Source organism: Pseudomonas sp. 43(2021) (assembly GCF_017490805.1).
GTDB lineage: Bacteria > Pseudomonadota > Gammaproteobacteria > Pseudomonadales > Pseudomonadaceae > Aquipseudomonas.
The window spans coordinates 14,257-30,130 of sequence record NZ_JAFGYJ010000024.1 but is presented as its reverse complement, the minus strand read 5'-3'; the positions used below and the strand labels follow the sequence as shown (position 1 = coordinate 30,130).

General features: G+C 64.9%; 14 protein-coding genes. 10 read left to right on the top strand and 4 right to left on the bottom strand.

The window, feature by feature from the left end:
* Positions 1 to 65: 65 nt before the first annotated feature.
* From clpB to rluD, 3 genes are all read right to left on the bottom strand, one after another.
* The gene (clpB, locus tag J5M71_RS19890; protein WP_063911148.1) at positions 66 to 2,630 is read right to left on the bottom strand and encodes an ATP-dependent chaperone ClpB; all 2,565 of its coding nucleotides are present in this window, start codon (positions 2,628 to 2,630) and stop codon (positions 66 to 68) included.
* Between the two features lie 251 nt (positions 2,631 to 2,881).
* On the bottom strand, positions 2,882 to 3,622 hold the full coding sequence (gene pgeF / locus J5M71_RS19885; protein ID WP_207835507.1) for a peptidoglycan editing factor PgeF: 741 nt from the start codon (positions 3,620 to 3,622) through the stop codon (positions 2,882 to 2,884).
* A complete protein-coding gene (gene rluD, locus J5M71_RS19880; protein ID WP_063911740.1) occupies positions 3,619 to 4,581 on the bottom strand; it encodes a 23S rRNA pseudouridine(1911/1915/1917) synthase RluD in 963 nt (320 codons plus the stop codon). The genes pgeF and rluD overlap by 4 nt, the downstream gene beginning before the upstream one ends.
* Positions 4,582 to 4,728: 147 nt before the next feature.
* On the opposite strand from rluD, the gene J5M71_RS19875 reads away from it, so the two are divergent.
* From J5M71_RS19875 to J5M71_RS19830, 10 genes are all read left to right on the top strand, one after another.
* Positions 4,729 to 5,748, top strand: coding sequence for an outer membrane protein assembly factor BamD (locus tag J5M71_RS19875; RefSeq protein WP_063911146.1), 1,020 nt, complete (start codon positions 4,729 to 4,731; stop codon positions 5,746 to 5,748).
* Between the two features lie 94 nt (positions 5,749 to 5,842).
* On the top strand, positions 5,843 to 6,073 hold the full coding sequence (locus J5M71_RS19870; protein WP_046617024.1) for a PP0621 family protein: 231 nt from the start codon (positions 5,843 to 5,845) through the stop codon (positions 6,071 to 6,073).
* A 263-nt stretch (positions 6,074 to 6,336) separates the two neighbouring features.
* Entirely contained in the window at positions 6,337 to 7,101 is a 765-nt protein-coding gene (locus J5M71_RS19865; RefSeq protein ID WP_207835496.1) for an FCD domain-containing protein, read from the top strand.
* Between the two features lie 90 nt (positions 7,102 to 7,191).
* Entirely contained in the window at positions 7,192 to 8,394 is a 1,203-nt protein-coding gene (locus tag J5M71_RS19860; protein WP_063911144.1) for an ABC transporter substrate-binding protein, read from the top strand.
* A 65-nt stretch (positions 8,395 to 8,459) separates the two neighbouring features.
* On the top strand, positions 8,460 to 9,320 hold the full coding sequence (locus J5M71_RS19855; protein WP_063911143.1) for a branched-chain amino acid ABC transporter permease: 861 nt from the start codon (positions 8,460 to 8,462) through the stop codon (positions 9,318 to 9,320).
* A 1-nt stretch (position 9,321) separates the two neighbouring features.
* Complete coding sequence (locus J5M71_RS19850) at positions 9,322 to 10,341, top strand: branched-chain amino acid ABC transporter permease (protein ID WP_039614951.1); 1,020 nt, start codon at positions 9,322 to 9,324, stop codon at positions 10,339 to 10,341.
* A complete protein-coding gene (locus J5M71_RS19845; protein WP_039614950.1) occupies positions 10,341 to 11,093 on the top strand; it encodes an ABC transporter ATP-binding protein in 753 nt (250 codons plus the stop codon). Before J5M71_RS19850 ends, J5M71_RS19845 begins: the two co-directional genes overlap by 1 nt.
* The gene (locus J5M71_RS19840) at positions 11,093 to 11,788 is read left to right on the top strand and encodes an ABC transporter ATP-binding protein (protein WP_047934069.1); all 696 of its coding nucleotides are present in this window, start codon (positions 11,093 to 11,095) and stop codon (positions 11,786 to 11,788) included. The genes J5M71_RS19845 and J5M71_RS19840 overlap by 1 nt, the downstream gene beginning before the upstream one ends.
* A 140-nt stretch (positions 11,789 to 11,928) precedes the next feature.
* Positions 11,929 to 13,206: a Zn-dependent hydrolase gene (locus tag J5M71_RS19835; protein ID WP_233688118.1), complete on the top strand. Its 1,278-nt coding sequence runs from the start codon at positions 11,929 to 11,931 to the stop codon at positions 13,204 to 13,206.
* A gap of 1 nt (position 13,207) precedes the next feature.
* The gene (locus J5M71_RS19830; protein ID WP_207835492.1) at positions 13,208 to 14,617 is read left to right on the top strand and encodes an amidase; all 1,410 of its coding nucleotides are present in this window, start codon (positions 13,208 to 13,210) and stop codon (positions 14,615 to 14,617) included.
* Between the two features lie 114 nt (positions 14,618 to 14,731).
* On the opposite strand, the gene thiO is transcribed toward J5M71_RS19830, so the two are convergent.
* Positions 14,732 to 15,829, bottom strand: coding sequence for a glycine oxidase ThiO (thiO, locus tag J5M71_RS19825; protein ID WP_207835490.1), 1,098 nt, complete (start codon positions 15,827 to 15,829; stop codon positions 14,732 to 14,734).
* Between the last annotated feature and the right edge of the window lie 45 nt (positions 15,830 to 15,874).

Here is a 15,874-nt window from a genome sequence, read left to right as displayed (position 1 = left end):
ACCCGCGAAGGGGCCGGCACAGGCAAAAAAAAGCCCCGCAGATGCGGGGCTCATGGTGCAACAAATCAGCCGAAGACGATTTCGTCGCCTTCCACCTTGGCGGTAATCGCCGTCCCCGGCATGAACTTGCCTGCCAGGATCAACTGCGCCAGCGGGTTTTCGATCCAGCGCTGGATCGCCCGCTTCAGCGGCCGTGCGCCGTACACCGGGTCGTAACCCACGGCAATCAGCTTGTCCAACGCCTCCGGGCTCAGGCTCAGCGACAGTTCGCGCTCCAGCAGGCGGCTGCGCAGGCGGCCCAGCTGGATTTCGGTAATGCCGGCAATCTGCTCACGGCCCAGCGGCTCGAACACCACCACTTCGTCGATACGGTTGATGAACTCCGGACGGAAGTGCGAACCCACCGCATCCATCACTGCCGCACGCTGTGCCTCGCGGTCACCCACCAGTTCCTGGATCTGCGCCGAGCCCAGGTTGGAGGTCATCACGATCACGGTGTTGCGGAAGTCCACGGTGCGCCCGTGGCTGTCGGTCAGGCGGCCGTCTTCCAGCACCTGCAGCAGCACGTTGAACACATCCGGGTGGGCCTTCTCCACCTCGTCCAGCAGCACCACCGAGTATGGCTTGCGCCGTACCGCCTCGGTCAGGTAACCGCCCTCTTCATACCCGACATAGCCTGGTGGGGCGCCGATCAGGCGAGCCACGGAATGCTTCTCCATGAACTCGGACATGTCGATGCGCACCATCGCCTCTTCGGTGTCGAACAGGAACTCGGCCAGCGCCTTGCACAGCTCGGTCTTGCCCACCCCGGTCGGGCCAAGGAACATGAACGAACCACTCGGCCGGTTCGGGTCGGACAGCCCGGCACGCGAACGGCGCACGGCGTTGGCCACGGCGGTTACCGCCTCGCTCTGGCCGATCACGCGCTGGTGCAGCAGCTCTTCCATCTTCAGCAGCTTTTCACGCTCGCCTTCGAGCATCTTGGCCACCGGAATACCGGTCCACTTCGACACCACTTCGGCAATTTCTTCCTCGGTGACCTTGTTGCGCAGCAACTGGTTCTCGGTCTTGCCGTGCTGGTCGACCATCTGCAGGCTGCGCTCCAGGTCCGGGATCACCCCGTACTGCAGCTCGGCCATGCGGCTCAGGTCGCCTTTGCGACGGGCGGTTTCCAGCTCCTGGCGGGCCTGTTCGATCTTTTGCTGGATCTGCGCCGAGCCTTGCACCTCGGCCTTCTCGGAGGCCCAGATTTCTTCCAGGTCGGCGTATTCACGCTCCAGCCGCTCGATTTCCTCGGTCAGCTTCTCCAGGCGTTTTTTCGCCGCTTCGTCTTCTTCCTTCTTCAGCGCCTGCGATTCCACCTTCAGCTGGATCAGGCGGCGGTCGAGGCGGTCGAGCACTTCCGGCTTGGAGTCGATCTCCATGCGGATGCGGCTGGCTGCTTCGTCGATCAGGTCGATGGCCTTGTCCGGCAGCTGGCGGTCGGTGATGTAGCGGTGGCTGAGCTTGGCCGCAGCGATGATGGCGCCGTCGGTGATGGCCACCTTGTGGTGCACTTCATAGCGCTCTTTCAGGCCACGCAGGATGGCAATGGTGTCTTCCTCGCTCGGCTCTTCGACCAGCACCTTCTGGAAGCGGCGCTCCAGGGCTGCGTCCTTCTCGATGAACTGGCGGTACTCGTTCAGCGTGGTGGCACCAACGCAGTGCAGCTCGCCACGGGCCAGGGCCGGCTTGAGCATGTTGCCGGCGTCCATGGCGCCCTCGCCTTTGCCGGCGCCGACCATGGTGTGCAGTTCGTCGATGAACAGGATGATCTGCCCTTCCTGCTTGGACAGCTCGTTCAGCAGGCCTTTGAGGCGTTCTTCGAACTCACCACGGTACTTGGCACCGGCAATCAGCGCGCCCATGTCCAGCGCCAGCAGGCGCTTGCCCTTCAGGCCGTCGGGCACTTCACCATTGATGATGCGCTGGGCCAGGCCTTCGGCGATGGCGGTTTTACCTACGCCTGGCTCACCGATCAGCACCGGGTTGTTCTTGGTACGGCGTTGCAGCACCTGCACGGTACGGCGGATTTCGTCGTCACGGCCGATCACCGGGTCCAGCTTGCCTTCTTCGGCACGCTTGGTCAGGTCGACGGTGTACTTGTCCAGCGCCTGGCGCGATTCCTCGGCATTGGCGTCGTTGACGGCCGCGCCGCCCCGCAGGTTGTTGATGGCGTTTTCCAGGGCTTTCTTGCTCACGCCCTGGCCCAGCAACAGCTTGCCGAGCTTGCTGTTCTCGTCCATGGCGGCCAGCAGCACCAGCTCGCTGGAAATGAACTGGTCGCCCTTCTGCTGGGCCAGGCGGTCGGCCTGGTTGAGCAGGCGCGCCAGGTCCTGCGACATGTTCACGTCGCCGGTGGGGTTCTGGATTTTCGGCAGCTGGTCGAGTTCTTTCACCAGCGCCTGGCGCAGGCTGTTGATGTCGAAGCCCACCTGCATCAGCAGCGGCTTGATCGAACCGCCCTGCTGTTCGAGCAGTGCCTGCAACAGGTGCACGGGCTCGATGGCGGGGTGGTCCATGCCAACGGCCAGGGATTGGGCATCGGATAATGCAAGCTGCAGCTTGCTGGTCAAACGGTCTATTCGCATGGGGTACCTTCCTTTAAAGGGCAGGTCGGAGCGATGGACAGCGCCTGTTTATGAAGAAACCTGCCTGAGATGACTTTATAGATAAGGCTGATTCTGGAAGATTCAAGCGTAGCGGGGTTGACCGAAGTCAACCTGTTGGGTTGGCGCCGGGCCATTCGCGGGTGAACCCGCTCCCACAGGTCCTGCACCGCTCTCAAGGCCTGTGATTAGCCTGTGGGAGCGGGTTTACCCGCGAAGAGGCCGGTACAGGGCTAGCGCGGTTCCAGCCACACCAGGGAAGCAAAACGCCCACCCTGCGGGGTACGCCGATAGGAGAAGAACCGCTCATCGCTGACCGTGCACCAGCCACCGCCATGAACAGCAGTCACCCCACGCGCCGCCAAACGGATACGCGCCAGCTCATAGATGTCGGCCATCAGCTTGCCCGGCCGGGCACCATCGACAAACGCCCTGCCCGCCTCCGGGTGCACCGCCGTAAAGGCGTCACGCACTTCCAGCCCCACTTCGAAGGCCTGCGGGCCAATCGCCGGCCCCAACCACACCAGTACCTCTTCGGGCGGCAGTGCCAGGCGATCCAGGGTGGCTTCCAGCACACCACCGGCCAGCCCACGCCAGCCAGCATGCGCCGCCGCCACGCGGGTACCGGCCCGGTCGCAGAACAGCACAGGCAGGCAATCGGCAGTCATCACGGTGCAGGCGATGCCAGGCTGGTCGGTCCAGCTGGCATCAGCCTCGGCCACCACGGCCGGATTGGCATCCGCCACCACCAGCCCGTGCACCTGCTTGAGCCAGGCCGGCTGGATGGCGAATTCGTCGCTCAGGCGACGGCGGTTCTCGGCCACCGCGGCAGGGTCGTCCCCTACATGGTCACCAAGGTTGAAGGTTTCATAGGGCGGCAGGCTGATACCGCCCTGGCGGGTGGTGACACAGGCGCGCACCGAGGCCGGAGCAGGCCAGTCGGGGAACAGCAGCGACTGCGTCAGGCCACTCATCCGATAAAGCTCTCGCGGTCCTGGTTCAGCAGCGACAGCAACCAGACGAAGTCATCCGGCAGCGGCGATTCCCACTTCATGACCTCACCGGTAATCGGGTGGGCCAATGCCAGGAAGCGTGCATGCAGTGCCTGGCGCGGGAAGGTTTTCACCGCCTCGACCATGGTCGGGCTGGCGGCCGGCGGAATGCGGAAGCGCCCGCCGTAGGTCTGGTCGCCGACCAACGGGAAGCCAACGTGAGCCATGTGCACGCGAATCTGGTGGGTACGGCCGGTTTCCAGCTTGACCCGCACGTGGGTGTGCGAGCGGAAGCGCTTGAGCACACGGTAGTGGCTGACCGCCGGCTTGCCGCCGTCAGTGACCGCCATGCGCTGGCGCATGCCGCCGTGGCGGCCGATCGGGGCATCGATCTTGCCGCCGGCAGTGACCACGCCAATCACGATGCACTCATAGATGCGGCTGACCTTGCGCGCCTGCATCTGCTCGACCAGCCGGGTCTGCGCCTGCAAGGTCTTGGCCACTACCATCAGGCCGGTGGTGTCCTTGTCCAGGCGGTGGACGATACCGGCGCGCGGTACGTTGACGATGTCAGGCACGTGGTGCAGCAGTGCATTGAGCAATGTCCCGCTGGCATGCCCGGCGGCCGGGTGCACAACCAGCCCGGCAGGCTTGTTGATCACCATGATATGGTCGTCTTCGTAGACGATATCCAGCTCGATATCTTCGGCGACCCACTCGCCCTGGGCCTCTTGCTCGGCCTCCAGGACAAGTTGCGAGCCACCATAGACGAGGTCTCGAGGGCGCACCACGGCACCATCGACCGTCAGGCGGCCTTCTTTGATCCACGAAGTCAGCCGGGAACGCGAGTACTCGGCGAACAATTGGGCGGCGACCTGGTCGAGGCGTTGACCGCCCAGTTCGGACGGCACCTCTGCGCTAAGTTGAATGATCTCGGACATGCTCGATTCGGCGGGCGCACAGCCTTTGGTTTCGGCTGCGAGCTTGTGGTTAAATACGACTTCTTTTGTCCCGGGGTTGGCCGGGGCGCTCATCATAACAGGACGGCACCGCCCAAGACAGCGGCCGTCAAAGGGACGCAAGCCGCCATGCAAGTGAAACACCTGCTGCTGATCGCCATCCTCGGGCTCACCGCGGCCTGTTCCTCCAATAAAGAAGTGATTGACGAGAACCTCAGCGAGGCCGAGCTGTACCAGCAGGCGCAAGCTGACCTGGACAATTCCAGCTACACCAGTGCCGTGAACAAGCTCAAGGCCCTGGAGTCGCGCTACCCGTTCGGCCGCTATGCCGACCAGGCGCAGCTCGAGCTGATCTACGCCAACTACAAGAACGCCGAGCCCGAGGCTGCCAAGTCGGCCGCCGAGCGCTTCATCCGCCTGCACCCGCAGCACCCGAACGTCGACTACGCCTACTACCTCAAGGGCCTGACCTCGTTCGACCAGGACCGTGGCCTGGTGGCGCGCTTCCTGCCGCTGGACATGACCAAGCGTGACCCGGGTGCCGCACGCGACTCGTACAACGAGTTCGCCCAGCTGACCAGCCGCTTCCCCAACAGCCGTTACGCGCCCGACGCCAAGCAGCGCATGATCTACCTGCGCAACCTGCTGGCCTCGTACGAAATCCATGTGGCCGACTACTACCTGAGCCGCCAGGCCTATGTAGCCGCTGCCAACCGTGGCCGTTACGTGGTGGAGAACTTCCAGGAAACCCCATCGGTCGGCGACGGCCTGGCGGTGATGGTCGAGGCGTACCAGAAGATGCACCTGGACGAACTGGCCGCCACCAGCCTGGAAACCCTCAAGCTCAACTACCCGGACCACCCGAGCCTGGTCGATGGCGAATTCCAGCCCAAGCAGACCGAGTCTGACGGCCGCGGCTGGCTGTCCAAGGCCACCCTGGGCCTGATCGAAACCGACACCCCGCTGCCGCCGGGCGAAACCCGCGCCAACCAGGACGTGGTCAAGCAGTTCCAGGACGCACGCGACGAGATGCCGCGTGAGCTGCTGCCGACAGACGAGAACGGTGACCCGATCGTGCCGGAAGGGCCGAAGGAAGCCGAGAAGGACCGCTCCTGGTTCAGCTACATGACCTTTGGTCTGTTCGACTGATACGCAGCGGTACATGAAAGGGAGGCCTTGGGCCTCCCTTTTTTATTGGCCGCGTCCTAGACTGTCGGCTTCTTCAACCGACAAGCTGGACACCATGGTTCGCCTACTTTTCTGGATCGCCCTGATCGCCGCCGCGTTCTGGCTGTGGCGCAAGTTCAAAGCCAGCCAACAGTCGCACCCCGAGGCCAAGCTGGATGCGCCGCTGAAGATGGTGCGCTGCGCCCATTGCGGCGTGCACCTGCCCAATGACCGGGCGCTGCAGCAGGGCAACGAGTGGTATTGCAGCCAGGCACACCTGCAACAGGGCCCAGGCCGCCAGAACTGAACACAGTACCCTGTGGGAGATGGCCCCGCGTACCCTGTGGGAGCGGCTTTAGCCGCGAAGAATCCAACGCGGTGCATGGCACCGGCTGCGCCGGTGTTCGCGGCTAAAGCCGCTCCCACAGGTTGTGTGGTGAATCCGGACTTCACTTATCCCTCCCCGACCCTTTCGCACCATTTGCGACCCCACCCCCGCCGCCAGCATTGACCCACCTCGGCAAAACTCGCTAAATCCTATTTATCCGCATAAATATGAAAAATAGCGAAATGCTCAAACCCAAACGCAAACGCCAGAAGCTGTCCGATGTGATCGTCGAATCGGTAAAACGCTCGATCGTCACCGAAGCGCTGCACCCCGGCGACCGCCTGCCCACCGAGCGTGAGCTGATGGAACATTTCGAATGCTCCAAGGGTACCGCCCGCGAAGCGCTCAAGGCCCTGGAGGTCGAGGGCCTGGTCAGCACCCGCACCGGCCCGAGCGGCGGCGCCTACCTCAATGAAGTGGGCACTGAACCTGCCAGCCGCGCGCTGCGTAACTACCTGCATTTCCAGCACCTGGACGGCGAACAGGTTTACCAGCTGCGCAAGGTCATCGAGGTGGAGCTGGCGGTATCGGTCATGGGCAAGCTGAGCGAAGCCGACTACGCCGCGCTGCAGGCCAACATCGATTTCTGCAGCGCCCCGGAAGACAGCGAGGAAGGCCAGCGCGAACAGCGCCTGGCAGAGCTGGAATTCCACACCCTGCTGGCCGACCGCTGCCCCAACCCGTTGCTGCGTTTCATGGCGGTGTTCCTCAACGACCTGCTACGCGACCTGGTGGTGCTGAAAAAGGCATACCTGCCCAAGCGCCAGCAGTTCGCCGCTGCCAACATCGCCTACCACAAGCAATTGCTCATCGCCCTGCGCGCCAGCGACGAGCCTGCCGTACGCCGGCTGATGCACGAACACATGTGCGACGCCGAACACCACATGACCGCGCTGGAAGGCGAGGTTGCCCGCAACTTCCTGCTGGAGTTCGAACACCACCACTGATCCGCCTGGAAAGAGGCCTGCACACAGGCCCGGCCGTACCCGCTTTGTCATTGCCACTCCTGCCTAATAACCACAACCAAGGAGTTACTCATGCAAAGACGTACCCTGCTCAAGGCAGGCCTTGCCCTGGGTGCCTTAGGGAGCCTCCCCCTGGGGGCGCACCGGGCATTCGCCGACCAACCATTGACCTTCTATGGGCTCAAGTCCATGTCTGGCGCCTTCGCCAGCTACGGCAAGTACGCCGACATGGGCTCGCGCCTGGCCATCGCCGAATACCCGCAACTGCTCGGCCACCCGCTCAAGTACAAGGTCATCGATACCGAAGGCAACGCCGGCAAGGCGGTGCGCAAGGTGCAGGAAGCCATCGGCCAGGATGGCGCCCGCTTCTTCCAGGGCTGCACGCTGTCGTCCTCGGCTCTGGCGGTGTCGAAGGAAATCCACAAGGCCGGTGGCGTGTTCATGACCCCGGTCGGCGCCGACGAAATCACCGGCAAGGACTGCAATGCCTCGACCTTCCGCTGGTCGGTGCCCACCTACGGCGCCATCCGCGAAACGCTGGTGCCGATGATCCGTCAGCTGCCACAGGCCAAGCGCTGGTACACCATCACCCCGCAATACGTGTTCGGCGATGCCCTGCTGGACAACGCCCGCAAGGTGTTCGCCGAGCTCGGCGTGGAACACATCGGCAACAGCTACCACTCGCTGCAGGAGCAGGAGTTTTCCGGCTACCTGACCAACGCCATCGCCGCCAGGCCCGACGTGCTGGTGCTGCTCAACTTCGGCAGCCAGGCGTCCAACGCCCTGCGCCAGGCAGTGAACTTCGGCATCAAGGAGCGCATGAAAGTGCTGATTGTGTGGTCCGCCGGCCTCGACCAGTTCCAGGAGCTGGGCAGCGACGTGCTCGAAGGCGTGTACCTGGGCGCACAGTACTGGCACCAGGTCGATACCCCACTGAACAAGCAGCTGGTCGCTGCCACCCGCAAGGCCTATGGCATCAACCCCAACTACCCGCTGGCGGCCGACTACATCGGCACCAAGGTCATGCTCGAAGCCATCATCAAGGCCGGCAGCCTTGATGGCGCCGCCGTATCCGCGGCGTTGCAGGGCATGCGCTTCCAGGGCCCTACCGGCGAAGAACTGATCCGCCCGGGCGACCACCAGGTGCTCAAGGATTACTACTTGCTGCGCGGCAAGCCCCAGGGGCAGATGCGCGACGAGGACGACCTGGCCGAAGTCATCAGCTCGGGCCGTTCGTTCGTCGAAGTCGACCACACCGGTTGCGCCCTGGCCTGAAGCCACGGCGTCAGTCACAAACACTCGTACAGGCAGCCGCAACGCGCGCTGTCGAGGGCACGCTCATGCTCGATTTGTACCTGTTCCAACTGCTCAACGGCCTGGGCCTGGGGATGATCTACTTCCTCATCGCCGTGGGCCTGACGATCATTTTCGGCCTGCTCAACTTCGTCAACTTCGCCCACGGCGCGTTCTTCTTGCTGGGCGCCTACCTGTGCTACACCGCCGTCGCCATTACCGGCAACTTCTGGCTGGCCCTGCTGATCGCACCACTGGTGGTGGCGGCGCTGGCCTGGGCGGTCGAGCGCCTGTTGATCAAGCGCATCTACCACCTGCCCCACACCTTCCAGATCCTCGTCACCCTCGGTATCGCGCTGATCATCCAGGAAGCCTCGGTACTGATCTGGGGCCCGGTGGGCAAGAACATTGCCGTGCCGCCGGAGTTGCGCGGGGTGCTGATCATCGGTGACTTCATCTACCCCTACTACCGGCTGTTCCTGATCGGTTTCGCCGCGCTGATCGGCCTTGGCCTGTGGCTGCTGCTGGAGCGCACCCGCTTCGGCGCCCTGGTGCGGGCCGGCAGCGAAAGCACCGAAACCGTGTCGCTGCTGGGCACCAACATCTTCCGCCTGTTCTCCCTGACCTTCGCCCTGGGCGTGGGCCTGGCCGGCGTGGCGGGCGTGCTGTTCGCACCGCTGCGTGGCGCCCAGCCCTTCGTCGGCCCGGAAATCCTCGGCATCGCCTTCGTGGTGGTGGTGATCGGCGGCATGGGCTCGTTCGGCGGTGCCCTGGTCGGCGGCCTGCTGGTGGGTGTGGTGCAAAGCATGATGACCAGCCTCTGGCCGCAAGGCGCCAGCCTGATGATCTACGGCGCCATGGCCGCAGTCATCCTGGTCCGCCCCTATGGCCTGTTCGGGAGAGCTTGAGATGAGTGAGAAAAACCCTTTGCCGGTCGCCAAGGGCCGCGCCCCGGCCCTGCTGTTGCTGGTGGTCGCCAGCCTGGTGGCACTGCCGCTGCTGCTGCCATCGGCCACCCTGGCCACCGAGATCCTGATCTTTGCCCTGGCGGCGCTGGCCTGCAACCTGCTGCTCGGCTACACCGGCCTGCTGTCGTTCGGCCAGGGCATCTTCTTTGGCGTAGGCGCCTATGGCGCGGCGCTGCTGATGATCCACCTGCAGTGGGGCATGTTCGCCGCGCTGCTTGGCGCAGCCGTGTTCGGTGCCTTCCTGGCGCTGCTGGTAGGCGCCCTGGCGATCCGCCGCACGGGTATCTACTTCGTCATGCTGACCCTGGCCTTCAGCCAGATGGCCTACTTTCTGGCCTACACCCTCAGCGGCTGGACCGGCGGTGACAACGGCCTGCTCGATGTGCCCCGGCCCAACATCGAAATCGCCGGCCATGTGCTGGTCGACCTGGCCGACCCACGGCACTTCTATGTGTTCGTCGCGGTACTGTTCCTGCTGATCTTTGCCGGCGCCCTGCGGGTGATCCGCTCGCCATTCGGCAGCACCCTGCTGGCCATCCGCGAAAACGAGACCCGCGCCGCAGCCATCGGCTACGACACCCGCCACTTCAAGATCCTGGTGTTCATGCTGTCGGGCGCCATCACCGGTATCGCCGGGGCGCTGTACGCCATGCTGCTGCACTTTGCGCCGCTGTCGAACATCGACCTGATGATGAGCGAGAACATCCTGATCATGACCATCGTCGGCGGCACCGGCTCGCTGTTCGGCTCGCTGCTGGGGGCCGGCGCCATCGTGCTGCTGGGCGATGTGCTGTCGGAGCTGTGGCCGCGCTGGCTGATGCTGCTGGGGGTGATCCTGATCCTGGTGGTGGTGTTCATGCGTGGCGGCCTGTGGGGCGGCCTGGCCGAACTGGGCAAGCGCCTGCTGGCTAACCGCAATGCCAATGACAAACCCCAGGCCAAGACCAAGGAGACCCTGTGATGAGCGACTACCTCCTGGAAACCCGCCAGCTCGAGCTGGCCTACGGGCCGTTCAAGGCGGTTGCGGGTGTCGACCTCAAGGTTCGCGCCGGCTCCATCCACACCATCATCGGCCCCAACGGCGCCGGCAAGACCAGCCTGTTCCACTGCCTGACCGGCGAGCGCCAGGCCACTGCGGGCAAGATCCTGTTCAACGGCCAGGACATCATCCGCAAGCCGTCCCACGGGCGCGTGGCGCTGGGCATGGCCCGTTCGTTCCAGCTCACCAGCCTGTTCCAGAACCTGTCGGTGCGCGAGAACCTGCGCCTGGCCGCCCAGGGCCGCGATGGCCTGGGTGCTCTGAACTTCTGGCGCAGCGTCGAGCACAAGCGCAGCCATTGGGACACCGCCGACCAGGTGCTGGAGCGCCTGAAGCTTGCCGCCCGCGCCGAGACCCTGGCCGGCGAGCTGTCGCACGGCCAGCAACGGGTGCTGGAGGTGGGTATGTCGATCTGCGCCAAACCCACCCTGCTGATGCTCGACGAACCCACTTCGGGCATGGGCATCGACGACATACCGGTGATGACCGATCTGATCAGCGACCTCGGCCGCGACCACACCGTGCTGCTGATCGAGCACAACATGAGCATCGTCATGTCGATCAGCCAGCGCATCACGGTGATGAGCCACGGCCAGATCCTGGTCGAGGGTACCCCTGAACAGGTGCGCAACGACGAGCGTGTCCGCACCGCCTACCTTGGAGAGGCCGCCTGATGCTCAACGTCGATTCGATCCATTCCTACTACGACAAGAGCCATGTGCTCGAAGGCGTCTCGCTCAAGGTCGAAGCTGGCGAACTGGTGACCCTGCTGGGGCGCAATGGCGCCGGCAAGACCACTACCCTGCGCAGCATCCTCGGCATCGTCCGCCCACGGCAGGGGCAGATCAGCTTCAACGGCCAGCAGTTGGTCGGCCGCGAAATCTTCGATATCGCCCGGCTCGGCATTGCCCTGGTGCCGGAGCACCGCGGCATCTTTCGCCAGCTCAGCGTGGAGGAGAACCTGAGGATTGCCGTTCGCAAGGACAGCCGCTGGCAGCTGGAAGACGTGTACAGCATGTTCCCGCGGCTGAAGGAACGGCGCCGCAACGGCGGTTTCGCCCTGTCCGGCGGCGAGCAGCAGATGCTGGCCATCGCCCGCGCCCTGCTCAACGGCCCCAAGCTGCTGATCCTTGACGAGCCCACAGAAGGCCTGGCCCCGGTGATCGTCGACGAACTGGTGAGGATTCTGCGGCGGATCAAGGACGAAGGCCTGTCGATTCTGCTGGTGGAGCAGAACCTGATGGTCTGCGATGCCCTCGCCGACCGCCACTACGTGCTGGAACAGGGCCGCGTCGCCTACCAGGGCAGTGCGGCGCAGTTCCGCGAGGACCCGAGCATCAAGAACCGTTACCTGGCCCTGAGTGCCTGATACAGGCCTCGTTTACCTGTACTGGCCTCTTCGCGGGTAAACCCGCTCCCACACCTGAAGGCAGTGATGTCCCTGTGGGAGCGGGCAAGCCCGCGAAGAGGCCAGTACAAGCAACCCAGTCATTTCAGGAGAGATGAACCATGAACACCCGCATCGTTCCCTCGCAGCACCTGCTCGGCCAGGGCCCGCTGGTCAACCGCGAACGCCTCTGGCAATCGCTGATGGACCTGGCACGGCTCGGCGCCACCGCCAAAGGTGGCGTATGCCGCCTGGCCCTGACCGACCTCGACCGCCAGGCCCGTGACCTGTTCGTGCGCTGGTGCGAAGACGCCGGCTGCACGGTCAGCATCGACGCCATCGGCAACATCTTCGCCCGCCGCCCCGGGCGCAACCCGGCCCTGCCGCCAGTGATGACCGGCAGCCACATCGACACCCAACCCACCGGTGGCAAGTTCGACGGCTGCTACGGGGTCATGGCCGGCCTCGAGGTGTTGCGCACCCTGAACGACCTGGACCTGACCACCGAAGCCCCGCTGGAAGTGGTGGTATGGACCAACGAGGAAGGCTCGCGCTTCCCGCCGTGCATGATGGGCTCGGGGGTGTTCGCCGGTAAGTTCGGCCTGCAGGAGACCTTGGCCAAGGTCGACGACCAGGGCCTGTCGGTAGGTGCGGAACTCCAACGCATCGGTTACGCCGGCCCACGCGTGCCCACCGGGCATGCCGTCGGTGCCTACTTCGAGGCGCATATCGAACAAGGCCCGGTGCTGGAAGACCAGCGCACCACCATTGGCGTGGTCCAAGGCTGCCTGGGGCAGAAGTGGTTCGACCTGGTACTGACCGGCGTCGAGGCCCATGCCGGCCCCACTCCGATGCACCTGCGCAAGGATGCCCTGGTCGGTGCCGCCGAGGTGGTGGCTGCGGTCAACCGCGTGGCCCACGCCCACCAGCCGCATGCCTGCGGCACCGTCGGCTGCCTGAACCTGCACCCGGGCTCGCGCAATGTCATCCCCGGCCAGGTGCAGATGACCATCGACCTGCGCCACCTCGACCCCGAGCACCTCGCCACCATGGTCAGCGAAGTACGCGCGGCCATTGAAACCAGCACGGCAAGGCACGGGTTGAGTTACGAGCTGACGCCAACCGCCGACTTCCCGCCGCTGTACTTCGCCGAGCAGTGCGTGGACGCCGTGCGCCAAGGCGCGCGGGAGCTGGGCCTGAGCCACATGGATATCGTCAGCGGCGCCGGCCACGACGCGATCTTCCTCGCTGAACTGGGCCCGGCCGGGATGATCTTCGTGCCCTGCGAAGGCGGCATCAGCCACAACGAAATCGAAAATGCCGCGCCACAGGACCTGGCCGATGGCTGCGACGTGCTGCTGCGCGCCATGCTCCAGGCCGCCAACCCGGGAGCCCGTTGAGATGACCCAGAAAACCGCGATTGGCGAGTTCACCGCCGTCGAACTGCTCGAGTTGTACCAGCGCCGCCAACTGTCACCGGTCGAGGTGATCGACGATGTGCTGGCGCGCATCGACCTACACAACCCGGCAGTCAACGCCTATTGCCATGTCGACGGCGAAGGTGCCCGCGTCGCCGCCCACGCCAGCGAACAGCGCTGGCAGCGTGGCGAGCCCTGCGGCCGGCTGGATGGCGTACCCGCCTCGATCAAGGATCTGACCCTGACCCGTGGCATGCCCACACGCAAGGGCTCGCGCACCACCTCGGGCGCCGGCCCGTGGGCAGTCGATGCGCCCTTCACAGCCTTCATGCGCGAAGCCGGCGCTGTGTTGGTGGGCAAGACCACCACGCCAGAGTTCGGTTGGAAGGGGGTGACCGACAACCCGCTGTACGGCATCACCCGCAACCCCTGGGACACCCGGCTGACCGCCGGCGGCTCGTCCGGTGGCGCTGCGGCGGCAGCCGCGTTGAACCTGGGCGTACTGCACCAGGGCAGCGACGCCGGCGGCTCGATTCGCATCCCTTGCGCCTTTACCGGCACCTTCGGCATCAAGCCGACCTTCGGCCACGTACCGCAATGGCCGGCCAGTGCCATGACCGTGCTGTCGCATCTGGGGCCGATGACGCGCACCGTCGACGATTCGGTACTGATGCTCGACTGCGTAGCCCGCCCCGATGCCCGTGACGGGTTGGCCGGCGCACCCAGGCAGGCGCCGTGGCTGGGCCAGGAACAGGACCTAAGCGGCCTGCGTATCGCCTACAGTGCCAACTTCGGTTACGTGCAGGTCGACCCGCAGGTCCAGGCACTGGTGGCCCAGGCCGTGCAGCGCCTGGCACGGCTGGGCGCACAGGTTGAGGAAGTCGACCCAGGGTTCAGTGACCCGCTGGAGACGTTCAATACCCTGTGGTTTGCCGGGGCGGCGCGGTTGGCCAGTGCGTTCAGCGATGAACAGCGGGCGCTGCTTGACCCAGGGCTGCGCTGGATTGCCGAACAGGGTGCGCGAATCAGCCTTGGCGAATACACCCAGGCCCTGGAGGCACGCGCAGAGTTGATCGCGAAGATGAATGCCTTCCACCAGCGACATGACGTGCTGGTATCGCCGATGCTACCGCTGGTGGCATTCGAGGCCGGGCACAATGTGCCGCCGGGGTCGGGGATGACGCAGTGGATGGAATGGACGCCGTTCAGCTATCCCTTCAACCTGACCCAGCAGCCGGCGGCTTCGGTGCCGTGCGGGTTCACCCGCGAGGGGTTGCCGGTGGGGCTGCAGGTGGTGGCCGGGCGCTTTGCCGATGAGCAGGTACTGCGGGTGTGCAAGGTGTATGAGCAGCATTACCCAAGCCGGCACTTGCAAGCCCCCATTACCGGCTGAAATATCTACTGGCCGCTCCGGCCCTTTCGCGGGTAAACCCGCTCCAACAGGGATCGCACAGTTTTCGAAACCTGTGATGTACCTGTGGGAGCGGGTTTACCCGCGAAGAGGCCCTCAGCCCAGCCGCCCGGCTGGCGCATACGGCGCCGGGTCAATGATCGGCGCTGCCCCGGTAAGCAGGTCGGTAAACAGCTGACACGAAGCCGGCGCCAGCACCAGCCCGTTGCGGTAATGCCCGCAGTTCAGCCACAACCCCGCATGCCCCGGCACCGGCCCGATGTACGGAATACCTTCCGGCGACCCTGGCCGCAGCCCGGCCCAGTGCGCCACCACCGTGGCCCCCTCGAGCTCAGGCAACAACTCCACCGCCGACGCCTTCAGGCTTTCCAGCGCCTCCTCGGTCGGAGTCTTGTCATAACCGGCATGCTCCAGCGTGCTACCCACCAGAATATGCCCGTCACGCCGCGGGATCGCATAGCGCCCCTTGGCCAACACCATGCTCGGCAGGAAGTCTTCGGCACACTTGAACAAAATCATCTGGCCCTTCACCGGCTCCACCGGCAGCTCAAGGCCAAGCGTGCGCAGCAGGTCGCCACTCCAGGCACCGGCACTGAGCACCACCTCATCCGCCGCCAGCACGCCGTCTGCCGTCTGCACACCGGTCACGCGACCGCCTTGCTGGACGAAGCCGGTAATCTGGCAGTGCTCACGCAAGGTCACGTTGGGCAACGCCAGCAATGCCGCCTTGAGCGACTTCACCAGGCGCGGGTTGCGCACGTTGGCCACGCCAGCCATGTAGATGGCCCGCTTGAAGCCCGGGCCCAGCACCGGCACCGCGTCATAGGCCGCCGAGATATCCACGGCACTCAGCGGCCGCTGCTCACGCTCGGCCCAGGCCAGCGCTTCGGCCTCGTCGTCCAGGTCGAGCCAGTAAAGGCCGGTGGTGTGCACTTCGGGGTCGACGCCGGTGCTGGCGAACAAGCGCTCGCCCAGCTGTGGATAAAAGTCTTGCGACCAGTGTGCCAAGGCGGTCACGGCCGGGCTGTAGCGCCACGGGTACAGCGGCGAGACGATGCCACCGCCGGCCCAGGACGATTCGCGGCCGACTTCACCCTGATCACACACCACCACCTGCCCGACCTTGGCCGCCAGGTTGAATGCCGTCAGCAGGCCGATCACCCCGCCGCCGACCACCACTACTTGCTTGCTCATCTGTCGATCCAACACCTGAAGTAAATCCGCGATGCACCGGGCATC

Coding starts and splice junctions, on each gene's coding strand:
- J5M71_RS19860 (WP_063911144.1), top strand. CDS start 7,192: ATGCAAAGACGTACCCTGCTCAAGGCAGGCCTTGCCCTGGGTGCCTTA.
- J5M71_RS19830 (WP_207835492.1), top strand. CDS start 13,208: ATGACCCAGAAAACCGCGATTGGCGAGTTCACCGCCGTCGAACTGCTC.
- J5M71_RS19855 (WP_063911143.1), top strand. CDS start 8,460: ATGCTCGATTTGTACCTGTTCCAACTGCTCAACGGCCTGGGCCTGGGG.
- J5M71_RS19865 (WP_207835496.1), top strand. CDS start 6,337: ATGCTCAAACCCAAACGCAAACGCCAGAAGCTGTCCGATGTGATCGTC.
- J5M71_RS19835 (WP_233688118.1), top strand. CDS start 11,929: ATGAACACCCGCATCGTTCCCTCGCAGCACCTGCTCGGCCAGGGCCCG.
- pgeF (WP_207835507.1), bottom strand. CDS start 3,622: ATGAGTGGCCTGACGCAGTCGCTGCTGTTCCCCGACTGGCCTGCTCCG.
- J5M71_RS19840 (WP_047934069.1), top strand. CDS start 11,093: ATGCTCAACGTCGATTCGATCCATTCCTACTACGACAAGAGCCATGTG.
- rluD (WP_063911740.1), bottom strand. CDS start 4,581: ATGTCCGAGATCATTCAACTTAGCGCAGAGGTGCCGTCCGAACTGGGC.
- thiO (WP_207835490.1), bottom strand. CDS start 15,829: ATGAGCAAGCAAGTAGTGGTGGTCGGCGGCGGGGTGATCGGCCTGCTG.
- J5M71_RS19845 (WP_039614950.1), top strand. CDS start 10,341: ATGAGCGACTACCTCCTGGAAACCCGCCAGCTCGAGCTGGCCTACGGG.
- J5M71_RS19870 (WP_046617024.1), top strand. CDS start 5,843: ATGGTTCGCCTACTTTTCTGGATCGCCCTGATCGCCGCCGCGTTCTGG.
- clpB (WP_063911148.1), bottom strand. CDS start 2,630: ATGCGAATAGACCGTTTGACCAGCAAGCTGCAGCTTGCATTATCCGAT.
- J5M71_RS19850 (WP_039614951.1), top strand. CDS start 9,322: ATGAGTGAGAAAAACCCTTTGCCGGTCGCCAAGGGCCGCGCCCCGGCC.
- J5M71_RS19875 (WP_063911146.1), top strand. CDS start 4,729: ATGCAAGTGAAACACCTGCTGCTGATCGCCATCCTCGGGCTCACCGCG.